The organism is Frankia sp. ACN1ag (assembly GCF_001414035.1).
Lineage (GTDB): Bacteria > Actinomycetota > Actinomycetes > Frankiales > Frankiaceae > Frankia > Frankia torreyi.
The window spans coordinates 65,779-79,488 of record NZ_LJPA01000022.1 but is presented as its reverse complement, the minus strand read 5'-3'; the positions used below and the strand labels follow the sequence as shown (position 1 = coordinate 79,488).

At 71.9% G+C, this 13,710-nt stretch carries 9 protein-coding genes and 3 pseudogenes; 9 read left to right on the top strand and 3 right to left on the bottom strand.

The window, feature by feature from the left end; translation table 11 throughout:
* Positions 1–236: 236 nt before the first annotated feature.
* Positions 237–1,136, bottom strand: a complete 900-nt coding sequence (locus UK82_RS19805; RefSeq protein ID WP_044887341.1) for a class II aldolase/adducin family protein — start codon at positions 1,134–1,136, stop codon at positions 237–239.
* A 917-nt stretch (positions 1,137–2,053) separates the two neighbouring features.
* On the opposite strand from UK82_RS19805, the gene UK82_RS19800 reads away from it, so the two are divergent.
* From UK82_RS19800 to UK82_RS38810, 3 genes and pseudogenes are all read left to right on the top strand, one after another.
* On the top strand, positions 2,054–2,833 hold the full coding sequence (locus UK82_RS19800) for an SDR family NAD(P)-dependent oxidoreductase (RefSeq protein ID WP_044887340.1): 780 nt from the start codon (positions 2,054–2,056) through the stop codon (positions 2,831–2,833).
* 119 nt (positions 2,834–2,952) lie between these two features.
* Positions 2,953–3,288, top strand: a pseudogene (locus tag UK82_RS38815) (TauD/TfdA dioxygenase family protein); the annotation flags it as partial.
* A gap of 1 nt (position 3,289) precedes the next feature.
* A partial coding sequence (locus UK82_RS38810; protein ID WP_236706159.1) for a TauD/TfdA family dioxygenase occupies positions 3,290–3,816 on the top strand: 527 nt, incomplete at its 5' end.
* Between the two features lie 84 nt (positions 3,817–3,900).
* Here UK82_RS38810 and UK82_RS19790 read toward each other — a convergent pair.
* Together UK82_RS19790 and UK82_RS19785 are read right to left on the bottom strand one after the other, a co-directional pair.
* Positions 3,901–4,674 carry an SDR family NAD(P)-dependent oxidoreductase gene (locus UK82_RS19790; protein ID WP_082122170.1) on the bottom strand — a complete coding sequence of 258 codons (774 nt, stop codon included), beginning with the start codon at positions 4,672–4,674 and terminating at the stop codon, positions 3,901–3,903.
* A gap of 2 nt (positions 4,675–4,676) precedes the next feature.
* Positions 4,677–6,803, bottom strand: a complete 2,127-nt coding sequence (locus UK82_RS19785) for a PKD domain-containing protein (RefSeq protein WP_044887338.1) — start codon at positions 6,801–6,803, stop codon at positions 4,677–4,679.
* A 343-nt stretch (positions 6,804–7,146) separates the two neighbouring features.
* Between UK82_RS19785 and UK82_RS19780 the strand changes: the two genes are divergently transcribed.
* The 6 genes and pseudogenes from UK82_RS19780 (at position 7,147) to UK82_RS19760 (ending at position 13,632) form a co-directional block, all read left to right on the top strand.
* Positions 7,147–8,877, top strand: a complete 1,731-nt coding sequence (locus tag UK82_RS19780; protein WP_055408697.1) for a DUF2142 domain-containing protein — start codon at positions 7,147–7,149, stop codon at positions 8,875–8,877.
* Between the two features lie 167 nt (positions 8,878–9,044).
* Positions 9,045–9,460: pseudogene (locus UK82_RS38805) on the top strand (MFS transporter); the annotation flags it as partial.
* A 1-nt stretch (position 9,461) separates the two neighbouring features.
* Positions 9,462–9,950: pseudogene (locus tag UK82_RS38800) on the top strand (hypothetical protein); the annotation flags it as partial.
* A gap of 128 nt (positions 9,951–10,078) precedes the next feature.
* Positions 10,079–10,708, top strand: a complete 630-nt coding sequence (locus UK82_RS19770) for a GntR family transcriptional regulator (protein WP_052681364.1) — start codon at positions 10,079–10,081, stop codon at positions 10,706–10,708.
* Between the two features lie 301 nt (positions 10,709–11,009).
* Complete coding sequence (locus tag UK82_RS19765) at positions 11,010–12,251, top strand: ABC transporter substrate-binding protein (RefSeq protein ID WP_083507271.1); 1,242 nt, start codon at positions 11,010–11,012, stop codon at positions 12,249–12,251.
* Positions 12,252–12,432: 181 nt separating this feature from the next.
* On the top strand, positions 12,433–13,632 hold the full coding sequence (locus tag UK82_RS19760) for an ABC transporter substrate-binding protein (protein WP_063897530.1): 1,200 nt from the start codon (positions 12,433–12,435) through the stop codon (positions 13,630–13,632).
* The last annotated feature ends 78 nt before the right edge of the window (positions 13,633–13,710 follow it).

Here is a 13,710-nt window from a genome sequence, read left to right as displayed (position 1 = left end):
ACCCGCTCGACCGACGGCTTGACACGGTCATTCAGAGTGCTGGACCTGGCGCGGTACGGCGGATCTTCCTGCTCCCATTCCCCCAGGACGGCGATCGTCGGCGGCGGGGCGCGGGGAGGTCCGGAGGTGGCCGGACGGGCGCGTTGCGTCGCATGCAGCCACGCCTCGCGCCGCGGTCGGGACGTTCCGCGGCGGGAAGGGTCTCGGGGCTCGCCGTTGGGGGAGCCAGGAACTTGTCAGGTGAGCAGGTCGGGCTGCTCTTCGATGATGATCTCGTAGAGGGCGTCGAAGGCCCAGCGGTCCGAGTCGTCGCTGCGCCCCTGGCCGGCGGTGAAGCTGGCGGTCTCGTGGTCCAGGATGTGCAGCGGCCCGGCCGCCGCGGCGATGAGCTGGGTCCTGGCGGCCCGCTCGGCGGCGATGTACCGGGCGGCCGCCGACTCCACGCTGGCGCCGACGGTGAGCAGGCCGTGATTGCGCAGGATCGCCAGCTTGTGCGGGCCGAGCGCGGTGGCGATCTTCCGGCCCTCCTCCTCGCTCAACACGACCCCGTTGTACTCGTCGAAGATGACATGCTGCTGGTAGAAGGCGCACGCGTCCTGGGAGATCGGATGCAGCGGCACCGCGAGCGCGGACAGCGCCCGGCCGTACGGCGAGTGGGTGTGCGCGGCGCCGACCACGTCCGGGCGGGCGGCGTGGATCTGCGAGTGGATCGCGAACGCTGCCGTGTTCAACGGCGGCCGCCCCGCCACGATCTCGCCCTTCGCGTTGACCAGCAGCAGGTTCGACACCGTGATGCGGCTGAAGTCGAGGCCGGCCCGGTTGACCCAGAAATGGTCGGTCAGTTCGGGGTCGCGGGCGGTGATGTGGCCGGCCAGACCCTCGGCGAGGCCGAGCTTGGCGAAGATCCGGTACGCCGCCGCGAGCTTCTGCTTGCGGTGCAGCCGCTCCTGTTCGACCGTGCGGACTGGCACCGGACGGGGCCATTCCCCGCCCTCGGCGGGGGAGACCCCGGCCCAGGGGCTCCCCTGCCGGCCCTCGGAGGCCGTCCCGCGGGGTGCCGTGGCGCGGGGTGCCGTGGCGTCGGAGGTTCCGGCGACCGGGTCCGGCGGGGCCGGGGCATGGGCGGAGAGCGTCATGGCGGTCTGGTCCTTCCATCCCGATGACTGGCGAACCGGCCTGACGCGGGCTCACCAGGTCATCGCCGGTGCCAGGAGCGAAGGGGTGTCGCGGGAAAGGTCCTCCCAGCCGGGAGAACCCACGTGGCGCGAGGCGCAGGTATCGGCGGTTCGCCGCCGGAGCAGGTGCGCGCCGCAACTGTGCGGCAGAGCCGAATCCATTGTCAAGCTTCCCGAGGGGAATGGTGTCACGCCGCGGCAAGCCGGGGATCCACCCCAGGGCGACGGCTTGGTGCCCCCGAAGGGTCGCCATGATGTGATGTGTGTCACTTTTATTTCCTACTTGACCGATCGACAAACCGGGGTCATGTTGGGGAGGTGTTGACGATCGCCTACCTGACCAGGCGCGAGCACATCGACCTGCTGCGAGTCACCTCCGCGAGCTGTCCGGCTCGCCGAGGCTGAGGCCGACCCCCAACGCCCGGTCAGTTCCGACCGACCCGTAACCGGCGGCCGTCCCGGCGGATCCTCCGTCCTGGCGCCTTCGCTGCGCCGGGCGAGGCTCCGCCCGCGCTGGACGCCGGGGCGGGCCACCTCGCCTGGCCGGCCCGCGGCGCCCACCCGCGGTTCTCCGGCACCCGCCTGCGGCGCGTGTCGCCCAGCCTGCGGCGCGCTGTCGTCCGCCTCGTCCCGCGGACGGTCCGCGCCGCGACCCCGGGCCCAATCCAGCCTCGCCTCCGCAGCCAGCCTCGCCTCCGCATCCGGCTTCGTTCCCGGATCCAGCCTCGTTCCCGGATCCAGCCTCGCCTCCGCGGCCGGCTTCCCTTGCGCACCCGGCCTCCTCCTCCCCCCACGAATCAAGCCATCCGCCCCCGCCCGGACAACCGCGGCGGTGGACGGGCCACCCGACCGACCAGACAAACCGACAGGGAGCACGAGTGGATCTCCAGCTTGCGGGCCGACGAGCGATCGTCACCGGTGGCAGCCGTGGCATCGGGCGGGCGGTCGCCCGCGCGCTGCTCGCCGAAGGAGTCCAGGTCGTCATCGCCGCCCGGGACGCCGACGTTCTGAAGTCGGCCGCCGCCGAGCTGTCCGCCGGCGCGGGCGGTGCGACGGTGGTCCCGGTGGTCACCGACACCGGTAGCGATGACTCCGTCCGGGCCCTGGTGGAGAGCACCGTCGCCGAACTCGGCGGCGTCGACATCCTGGTCAACAACGCGGCCCGGCCCGGCGGCGCCGGCGGACCGGGGGGTGTGGGTGCCCTGTCCACCGCGGACGCCGCCGCCGACTTCAACGTCAAGGTGCTCGGCTACCTGCGCACCGCGCAGGCGGTCACGCCGCACTTCGTCGCGCAGGGCTGGGGACGGATCATCAACATCGGCGGGCTGGCGGCCCGCCAGGTCGGCCTCGCCTCCGGTTCCATCCGCAACGTCGGCGTCGCCGCCCTCACCAAGACCCTGGCCGACGAGCTGGGCCCGCACGGCGTGACCGTCAACGTCGTCCACCCCGGGCTGACCCTGACCGCCGACCACGGCGGGAGCGTCGTGCTGTCCGACGAGCAGATCCGGGCCGCGGCGACGCGCATCTCCCTCGGGCGGGCCGTCACCGCCGACGAGGTCGCCGCGGTCGTGACCTTCCTCGCCTCCCCGCTCGCGGTCGCCGTGACCGGCGAGTCGATCGCCGCCGGCGGCGGCACCCCGGGCCCCATTCACTACTGACCGCCATCACCGACCGACCTGTGCCACCCGACCGACCCGCGTCACCCCACCGACCCGCGTCACCCCACCGACCCGCGTCACCCCACCGACCTGCGCACACCCGATCGAAGGGACAGACCGTGACCACTGTTGTCGAAGCATCCGTCCAGTCGCCGCTGGCCGTGCGGCCGCTGCAGCCCACCATCGGCGCGGAGATCGACGGCGTCGATCTCAGCCAGCCGCTGTCGCCCGCCGTGCGCGACGAGATCAAGGCGACCGTGCTCAAGTACAAGGTCGTGTTCTTCCGGGACCAGGACCTGACCCAGGAAGGGCACGAGAACTTCGCCGGGCAGTTCGGTCCCCTGTACACGCACCCGGGCGCGGCGAAGGCCGACGCCCGCACCACCGCGATCCACCGCATCTCCTCCGCCGACTTCGACAAGGTCGCGAAGGTGCACACCCCGCAGGCCGACGACNACATCTGGGACCCGTACCACACCGACACGAGCTGGCGGCTCGTCCCGACCTGGGGCGCGGTGCTGCGGGCGGTGCAGCTTCCCGAGGTCGGCGGCGACACCATCTGGGTCGACGCGGCGCTGGCGTACCAGGGCCTGTCCGACGAGGTGAAGGAGCGGCTCGACGGCCGCCACGTCACCCACGACTTCCGGGCCGCGCTGCACGCCAGCGGGCATGACTATCCGGTGGTCGCGCATCCGGTCATCCGGATCCACCGGGAGACCGGCGAGAAGATCGCGTGGGTGAACTTCACCCAGCGGCCGACGATCATCGGGCTCGACCGCGCGGAAAGCAAGGAGCTGCTGACCGCCGTCATCGACCAGTACCGCAAGCCGGAGAACCAGGTGCGCTTCACCTGGCGGCCGGGTTCGGTCGCGTTCTGGGACAACCGGGCGGCCGTGCACTACGCGGTCCGCAACTACGGAACGACGCCGCGCCTGCTTGAGCGCATCCTCATCGCCGACGAGCCCCTCTACGCCGACCTGTAAGCCGACCTGTAAGCCGATCTGTAGGCCGAGGTCCGGACCGGCGGCCGGGCGCCCTGTCACAGCGGACGACCCAGGCCGTCGGTCTCAGCCGTGATTGGTCAGGCCGCCGTCGACGAGCAGATCGGTGCCGGTGATGAAGACGGCGTCGTCGGAGGCGAGGAAGACCGCGGCCCGGGCGACCTCGTCCGGATCCCCGAGCCGGGGAACCAGCGAGAGGCTCAGCAGCGCCTCCCGGGCGCCGGGCAGGGCGAGCTGCTCGGCCGAGCCCGGAGTGTCCATCGCGCCCGGGCTGATGCTGACGGCGCGGATGCCGTACGGCGCGCCCTCGGCCGCGATGACGTGCGTCATCGCGAGGACCGCGGCCTTGGTCGCCGAATGCGCGATCCCGCCCGGCCCACCGCCGTGCCCGGCCACCGACGCCGTGTTGATCACCACGGGCCGCGCGTCTGGGCCGGCGCTGGCGGTCAGGTGCCGCCACGCCGCCTTGGTCACGAGAAAGACGATGCTCAGCTCGTTGCGGATCGAGAAGTCCCACTGCTCGACCGTCATCGCGTCGATGGTGGCGAACACGCACGCCGAGGCGTTGTTCCACAGCACGTCGATGCGACCGTGGGCCTGTACGGCCGCATCGACCCAGCGCTCGCACGCGGCGTAGTCGCCGAGGTCGACCGGCGCCGTGCCGAGCATCCGGCCGCCGGCCGCCGTCACCAGGGCCTCGGTCTCGGCATTGCCCTCGGCGTTGAGGTCGGCACCGACGACGGTGGCGCCGGCGGCGGCGAACCGCAGCGCCCCGGCCCGGCCCATACCGCTGCCGGTACCCGTGATCAGGACGACCTTGCCGTCCAGCGAACCCGTCACCCTCAGGCCCCCGTCCCGGCATCGGCATCGGCGGCCGCGGCCGCGGCGACGACGGTGCGGGCCTGGGCGATCGTCTCGATCCGGCACAGCTCGGCGTGCACGTCGCCCGTGCGGTGGGAGGTCACCCGCGCGGTGGCGAAGTACGTTCCCGGCCGGTCGTAGACGTGCGTGGTCGAGACCGTCAGCTCGGCGGCGGTGCCGTCGATCTCCGCGTGGCGGAACGGGTAGGTGCCGGTGCCGTCGAAGTCCCACTCGATCGAGATGATCCGTCCGGCGCCCGGCGGGACGGCGGCGGTGACCGTCAGGGTCACCGGCTCGCCCACGCCGACGTCGGCCCGGGTCCCGCCGTTCGCCGCGGCCGACGCGACCGGCTGGATGCCGCCCCGCTCGGCCGCGCTCGCCGGCAGGTGCACGCGACCGTCGACGAAGGTGTGGTGGGTGCCGTTCGGCTCGATGCCGTGCTCCACCCAGTCGATCAGGTCGATCATCGACTGCTCGGTGATGCCGCGAAAGTCGATGAGCCGGGTCGCGGCCACGCGGTTCGGTTCCGGCGGAACCATGCCGTACGGGCCGTGCTCGGCATACTCGGTCCAGCGGATCCGGAAGTTCCGCCGCGCGCCCGCCTCGCCCTGGGCCTGGCGCACCGCCCGGTCGTACAGGGTGCCCCAGGCGGGCCAGACCGACGAGTCGTGGGTGTGGTGGAGCCAGAGCACCTTGCCCTCGTACTGGCCCGAGTAGCAGACGCCCATCAGCGAGGACATCCGCGGCACGGGGTGCTGCGGATAGATCGGCCGGCCGTCGACCAGCAGGTGCGCGAACGCGGGGTCGTCGGTGACGTGATGGCGGGCGAAGTAGCAGTAGGCGAGGAACCTGCGGTTGTCGACGAGCACCTCGTCGCCCGGCTCGACGCCGGTGAACCGCAGGACGTTCGCGTCGCCCTGCCCGTCGCAGGCGAAGACGTCTCCGGCCGCGCCGGTGGCGTACAGCGACCGCCCGGCGGCCTGCCCGGTGAGGATCTGCACGCCGGTCCCGACGCGGTAGCCGCCCTTGAGCCCCTCGATCTCGACGGCGTAGGGGAACTCGTACGCCTCGCCGCCCGCGCCGACGATCGCCGCGAGGATCCGCATGGTCTGGAACTCGGGCCCGGCGAAGTCGGCCGACTCGTTCAGGTCGCGGGCCGACAGGGTGCGCACGACCCGTCCGGTCTGGTGGATCAGGTCGGCCTCGACCAGCTCGGGGGAGTCGTGCCCGACGTAGCCCGGCTTCGTCCAGAAGTTCGCGAAGTAGTCCGGGTCCTCGCGGTGCAGCTCGTCGGCCAGCGAGGTCCACAGCCACATCTGGCCCATCGGCTCACTGATCATGAACTCGTTGCCGCGGGGGAACCCCTGCCGGTACAGCGACGCCAGCTCCTCGCGCTCGTGCGTGCCGAGACCCTCGAACGGGTCGCCGCTGCCGCCCGGCGCCATCCGGTCCGCCAGGGCGATGATCCGGTCGCGACCCAGCAGCCGTTGGACGTTGAACATCTGGCCGAACGACATGATGCTGCCGGCCTTGACCCGCTCGGTGTTACCGGGCTCGGCGATCTCGCCGCCGCTGGTCGACGGCATGCACCCGTCCCACACCCCGGGCGCGTTCTCCAGGCAGAGCGGGGAACGCCGCCCGCCGCCGCTGCCTCCCCAGACGTAGCTGTGATGAGGGGCGCTGCCGTAGACCTGGGCGGCGACGTACTTGGATAACCGCGCGGACTCGGCGCTGGCTCGGTGCCCGTAGAGCGTCGGATCCTCGCCGGCCTTCGGGTCGTAGTCGTCGCCCTTGTGGCCCTGGTTCGACTCGACCATGTAGCCGCCCAGCCGGGCGCTCATGGCGATACGTTGGAACATCTCGCCGAGAATGCCTCCACCAAAAGTGACCGCGTGGCCGCCGTTGCCACCTTCCAGCGGCTGGAACATGCGACCCGTGTAGTACTCGGCGGGCGGGAGGTAAAAGGCGAACTCCGTGTCGGTATCCGCGAAGCCGCCCTGCACGAAACGGTGCGGCGACGGGCGCTCACGCTCCTCGTCCACCTCGATGAACGGCGCCCCGAAGAAGGCGTCGGTGACCTTGTACCCGGACAGATCGATAGCGCCCATGAGACAGCTCCGTCTTCGTCGCCCTCGCGCCTCGCCGGCTGTGGGAGCTGCAGCGTCGCAGACCATCCGCGGACATGTCAACGCTGTTCACCTGTCGGCGGCCCCTGCCGGTGCCGTGTCGACGCACTGCAGGGACGCGCCGCAGGGACGCGCCGCAAGTCGGATCCGCCAGATGGCCGTTGCGCGGCAGGCGCTACGGTAGCCGGCAGGCCGAGCGTGGCCGATGTTTCCTCGGCCGGCCGGCGTTGGGGTGTGGTGGTTGAAGGTCGCAGACCGGGTCGGTTCCGGGCGGGGTCGTCGATCCGGACATCGGTGGCTGGTGGTCGGAGTGGTTGCGGCCGGGATGATCTTTTCGGCGCTTGGACTACTGGTCGCCGTGGCCGTGCCGCCCTTTACCAGCGCCGACGAGGCGCAGCACACCGCGTACGCGCTTGCGGTGGCCGACGGGTCGTTGCCCGTGCTGGACTCACCCGTGCGCTCTCGCCTCCCGGGCATGCCGGGGCTGCCGGCCGGCTGCCGCGCATCGCCCCAGCAGGCCCGAGTCGCGGTGGACACGCGCGCCGACCACCTGTGCGGGCGGCGGTTGCGCCGGCCGCTGACGAACTTCGACCTTGTCTACACCGCGAACCATCCGCCGTTGTTCTACGCGGTCGAGGCCGTCCCGCTTCGGTCGGGCATCGCGTTGCATCATCCGCTGGGCGGCTTCCGCGCCGCCCGAGGAATCAACGTGGCGCTCGGGGTGACCGCCCTGATCGCGACGGCGGCCCTGGTCCGGGGCGTGCTGCCGAGACAGCCGGCCGTCGCGGTCGGTACGGCGGCGATCACCGGGGTCGTCGGCCTGTTCGTGTTCCCGTCCGGGCAGGTCTACAACGACACGATGGCGGTGGCGACCATCACCGGTCTGCTCGCCGTCACCGTCGCGATCGCGCGCCGGGGGCCGGGGCCGCGCACGCTGCTGGCGCTCGCGGTGCTCGGCCCGGCCGCCGCGGCCAGCCGGGCGAGCGGGGCGGTGGCGGTGGTGGTCGTCGTTCCGGCCGTCGGGGTCGCCGTCGCGGCGCGGACCGCCGGCCGCCCGGCTCGGCGAGCCGGGCGCGGCCTGGCCGTGGCCGGTGGGCTCGCCGCGTTGACGTTCGCCGCGACCGGCTGGTTCTACCTGCGCAACGTGCACCGGTACGGTGACCCCACCGCCTTCGGTCGGATCGCCGCCATGCTCCCGATCCGGGGGCCGCGGCCGTCGGCGTGGCAGGTGGTGCGCGATCCCGATTTCTGGTGGAACGTCTATCGCGGTTTCTTTGGCCGTGTCTCCCTGCTGACCGGCCACGCCGAGAAGATGGCCGTCGGGTTCGCGATCGTCACCGGTGCGGGTGTGCTCGCCGCGGTGGTACGGGTCCTGACGGCGCGGATCTCGGCCGCCCGGAACCCGGGCTCCCCGGAGTCGGGGCCGGGGTCGGGGCCAAAGCCGGAGCCGGAGCCGCGCCAGCCGGGGGCTCGGCTGGCCGGGAGCGTCGTCTGGATCCTGCTCGCCGCGCACTGCCTGGTCGTCGTCGCCACGCTGGTGGGATACGCGGCCGCCGGCGGCGCGGCGTTCACTCGTTACCTGCTACCGATGCTGCCGGTGCTCGCGTTCGTCGTCGAGGTCTCCTGCCGGGCGCTTCCGCTGGGCCGGCGGGGGCTGCCGACGGTCGTGCTCGTCGCGGCGCTCGCCCTGCTCACCGTGCTGATGATCACCCGTGAGCTGGCGTGGCGGAACCGCGCGCTCGCGCCCCTGACGCCGGTGGACCGGCTGCGGACCGCGTGGGCCGCCGAGGCTCCCGGGCCGGCCGATCTCGGTCTGTCCGGGCTGGCAATATTCGCCCTGGTCGGCGGTGTTCTGCTGGCCGTCGCCCTGTGGAGGCTCGGTGACCCGTCGATGGCAAGCGGCGGCGATGTCGGCGGCGATGTCGGCGGTAGGCCGCCACGTGCAGCCGAGCGCGAGGGCCCGCCCGGCGATGTCACCGAGGTCGTGCGGCAACGCCAGGATCGTCTCGACGTGATTGTCGACGGTGGGGCGGCTCAGGTATCCGCGGACCGGTGATTCGGCGCGGCCGCGTTGTGCCCTTCCCTGTCGGCGCCGCACGCCTGGCACGCGGAAACTCCGGCAGTTTGTTCTCTCGCCGCAGGGAAACCGCCGCTGTCACCCTGGTTCTCCTGATGATTCTGATGCCGCTGGTGGTGTTTTTCTGAGGCGTTCCTGACGGACCGATGAACCCACCGTTCGTCGAACAGGTCGCCGATGGGTGCGGGGCCGGGCAGCTCGCCCCCGTGTCCGGGCCGGTGCTCGGCGGACTGCTCATCGACACCTGGGGGTGGCGCGGGGCCTTCCTGGTCAACATCCCGATCGTGCTGATCGTGCTGATCCTGACCTGGCGCTGGTTTCCAGCCGACGAGCAACGCAGCGATCAGCCGCTCGACGCCGTCGACCTTTTTCTGCTCCCGATTTCTGCTCCCGACCTCGGTGGTCGCGCTGGTCTACGCGTTCCGGGACTGTTCGGGGACCGGTCGTTCCGGGGCGCCACCATGATGATGTCTGTCCTCGGAGTCACGACCTGGGGCCCGATGCTCCTGCTCCCGCTCCACTTTCAGCAGCTTCGAGGGTTGTCCGCGCCGGATGCGGGCTTNGCGCTCGCGCCCCAGAGCGTCGGGCTGGGGCCGGCGTTCCTGGTGGTGGGTCGGTACCCGGATCGGGTGGCGCCACGCCCTGTCGCTGCCGCCGGTCTGGCCGTCGCCACCGTCGCCACCGTCGCCACTGTTGCCACCGTGCCCTTCCTCTTCGCCACCGCGCACAGCGATCTGTGGGTGCTTGGCCTGGCCCTGTTCGTGCGCGGGCTCGGTCTCGGGGTGGCCAGCCTGCCGGTCAGCGTCGCCCTTCACGCGACGCTGCGACCGTCGGCGATTGCGGGGGCCACCAGCGCCAGCACGGTGGTCCAGCGGGTCGGTGCCGCGGACGGCACGGCGCCGACCGCGGTCGTTCTCCAGGCGAGAGGCTTCACCTCGGCGTTCACCTGGATGCCCGGCTGTACCGGTGCCGCCTGCGCCGCGAGTGCGCTGCTGGCTGGGCGCGTCAGCCGGATGCGGCGTGCGGCCGTGCGTTTTCTGTATCATGTGTGATTCCGGCGAGGCCGGGTTGTGCCCTCCCTCCGTCCTGCTGAGGAGCCGCAGGCTTGGCGTCGAAAGCTCCAGCTCACGAGTCGGCCTCCCGCCTACCCACCCGGCCGATCGCCCGCGAGCGCGTCCGCATGAGCGTGGGTGACTACATCAAGGAGCAGATCTTCGAAGGCAAGATCCGGGTGGGGGAGCGCATCCCCCAGGACGAGGTGGCCCGGGTGCTCGGGGTGAGCAACACCCCGGTGCGCGAGGCCGTCATCGCCCTGGAGTCCGAGGGCATCCTGGAGATCCGCCCGCACCGCGGCGCCTTCGTCTGCCACGTCGACCGCGATCGCATCCGTGACAACTACGAGCTGTTCTCGCTGCTTTACGGGTGGGCCCTGAAGCGGGCGGTGGCCGGCACCAGCGCGCGCAACAAGCACGAACTCGTCGCGATCGCCGGCCGGCTCGGCGGGGAGAAGGACCTGGAGGCGATCAGGCCGCTGATGGTCGAGTTCGTCGACGTCCTGGGCCGGATGTGCGCCTCACCGGCCTGGCGGCATCTCGTCGACGCGGTGCCCGACCTCCTGCCGGCCGACGCCTACTACACCGCCGTGCCCGGGATGGCCGACGCCGTGGCCCCGTGGATGCGCCTCATCGCCGAGGCGGTCGACCAGGGCGACGGCGAGGCCGCGGCGTCGGCGGCCGAACGGATGCTGCAGCAGCACGGGGCCGCGCTCGTGGCCGAGCTCGAGCGCCGCGGGTTGTTCGACGCGTCCTGAGGTCCGTCACGTCCTGAGAGGCGCGGCGCCCTGAGGGGCGCTGCGCCTCTCAGGCGACCCGCCGACGGCTCCGGCTGACTCCACCGCGCCCGTGGACGACCCACAAGACCGCTCCCACCTGCGCAAATACACACTTCCACATTATGTGTGATGTGTGGTACACCATTGCGGCGGGTGGAGAGGTGCCCTTCGTCCGGCAGCCGGGTGTCCGGCGCCCGCCCCGGCGGCACCCTTCGTCGGCCACCCCCAAGCCAGCCCCAAGACCAGCCCGCAGCCAGCCCGAAACCCAGGAGGACACCTCATGCGAGCAGTCAGAGCGCTGCGACCTCGCTCGGCCCGGACCCGGGCGAGCGTGGCCGCAGCAGTGGGAGCGTTACTCCTCGCCACCGCCGCCTGTGGCAGCGGTGGCGGTGGCGGCGGCGGGACGGCGCCGTCGAGCAGCGGCGGTCCCGGCGGGTCGCCCATCAAGATCGGTAATGTCGGCGTCTACAGCGGGTTCGCGTCGGACATCGCCATCGCCGGCTCCAAGGGTCTGCAGGCGTGGGCGGACGGGATCAACGCCGCCGGCGGCATAGCCGGCCATCCTGTCGAGATCATCGTCAAGGACGACGGCGGGAAGCCCGCCAAGGCCCTGCAGAACGTCAAGGAGCTCGTCGAGAAGGACCACGTCGTGGCGCTCGTCGGCAATCACGAGTCGGGCGTGGACGCGGCGTGGGCCAGCTACGCCTCCCAGCACGACGTCCCGGTCCTCGGCGGGACGGCCACCGGGGTGGCGTACACCAAGGACCCGAACTTCTTCCCGGTCACCGGCACCAACGACACCGGGTACGGCGGGTACGCCAACGCCGCGGTCCTGTTCCACAAGACGGTGGTGAGCGTCGCCTACTGTGCCGAGGTGCCCGCGTGCGCCCAGGCCGCGTCGCTGCTCGACACCCACGCCCGCCGGCTCGGCATCCGGTCGGTGCCGGGCCAGGCCATCTCGGCGTCGGCGACCAGCTACGCCGCCCAGTGCCAGAAGCTCAAGGACTCGGGCGCCGAGGCCGTCTTCGCCGCCAGCGACCTGGCCACCGCCAAGCGCCTCGTCGAGCAGTGCGCCCAGCAGGACTACCGACCGATCTGGATCGACAACCCGCAGAACTGGCGTGACAGCGAACTGTCCGCCCCGGTGTGGGAGGGCCTCGTCTTCGCCGCACCCGAGCCGCTGTGGTTCGGGGACGGACCCGGCGCCGCCGAGTTCCTGGCCGCGATGACGAAGTACCAGCCGGGCGTGCTGCTCAACACCAGCACGACCTCCGGCTGGTACGCCGGGAAGGTCCTGGAGAAGACCCTCGCCGGCGCCAGCGGCGCCATCACCTCGCAGACGATCTACGACGGTCTGTACAAGCTCGGCCCCAGGTTCGACCTTGACGGCGTCCTCGCGCCCGTGACCTACGCGAAGGGCAAGCCCGCCGTCCAGGAGGCCTGCACCTGGTACGCCCAGGTGAAGTCCGGGAAGCTGACCACCCCCTTCGGCGCGGGCCGGGTCTGCGGCAAGAACGCCTGATCCGTCCGGCGCCCCGCACCCGCACCACGGCCTGCCGCGGTGCCGTGCCCCGTCCGGCGCGCCTCCATCTCTGCGCCCCGCATCCCCGCGCTCCTGCGCCCCGATCCCCGGGCCCCATCCCCGGGCCCCATCCCCGGGTCACTGCGCCCCTATCCCCGCAGTTCTCATGAGGAGGACCTCCGTGTCCGGAACCACGAAGATCGGCATGCTCTGCGACTGGCCGCTCGCCCCGGAGGCCGAGCAGCTCCTGCACGACGTGCTCGACCTCACCTTCGACGAGGCGCTGCAGGACGGCCTCATCGACCGGCCGATCGAAGTGATCTACAAGCTCGTCCACGGCCTGCCCACCGGCGACGCGCACACCGTGATCCAGGCGGGCCGCGAGCTCGTCGACGCGGGCGTGGTGGCCATCGACGGCCCGTGGATCTCCGACAACGCCATCCCGTTCCGGGAGTGGAACGACCGGGAGGGCCACGTCCCATCCGTGGCCATGTGTGGCACGGACCTCTGGTACGGCGAGTGGTGCTTCAACATCAACAACGGGTCGCTGGCCGAAGACCCCTACGTGATGTCGAACTACCTGGCCGTCAAGGGGATCAAGACCGTCGCCGTCGTCTACGACAAGACGGCGATCGGCGACGAGTACCGCGGCTTCTTCCGCGACGCTTGCGAGTTCGACGGCGTCGAGGTGCTGCTGGAGCACGGGGTCGACCCGCTGGAGACGGAGATGGGCCCGGCGGTCGAGCGGCTGCGGTCGGCCGGCGCGGACGCGCTGGCCTACCTCGGCGTCGGGGTGGCCTCCGTCCACATCAACCGCGCTCTCGCCGCGGCGCAGTGGGACCCGTTCCGCGTGATGTGCACGGCGTTCATGTCGGCCCCGGTCCTGCCCCAGGGCATGGCCTCGCTCAAGGGCTGGGTGGGCTGCGACCAGTACGACGAGACGAACACGGTGGCCCAGGACTTCCTCGACCGGTTCGAGCGCCGCTACGACTACCGGCCCGAGAACTGGTTCGCGATCATCAACTACGACATCGCCCAGATGATCGCGCACGGCATCTCCAAGGCCCGCCCGCTGTCGCCGGCCGGCGTGAAGGCCGGCCTGGAGCGCGTCAAGATGCTGCCCGCCGCGACCGGGGGCGCCCGGGGCCTGCTCAGCTTCGCGCCGTACGTCCACCGCGCCTGGCTGTCGCCGGACTTCCTCGTGATGCGTGAGGTGCGGCCGGACCTCGACGAGAAGGTCGGACTGCGCGACCGCACCGGAACCGTGATGCGTCACCGGTTCCAGCCGCGCAGCCGCACCGACCGCCGCCCGGCGGCGACCGGTGACTCGGCGGCGAACGCAAACCCGGCGGCGGCCGGCAATCCGGCGGCGGCCGGCTGAGACCGCGCCGACCTCCCGGGACGCGCCGCGCCGACCGCGCGACGCGGCTGCGACGCGGCTGCAGCGCGTAGACGGCGC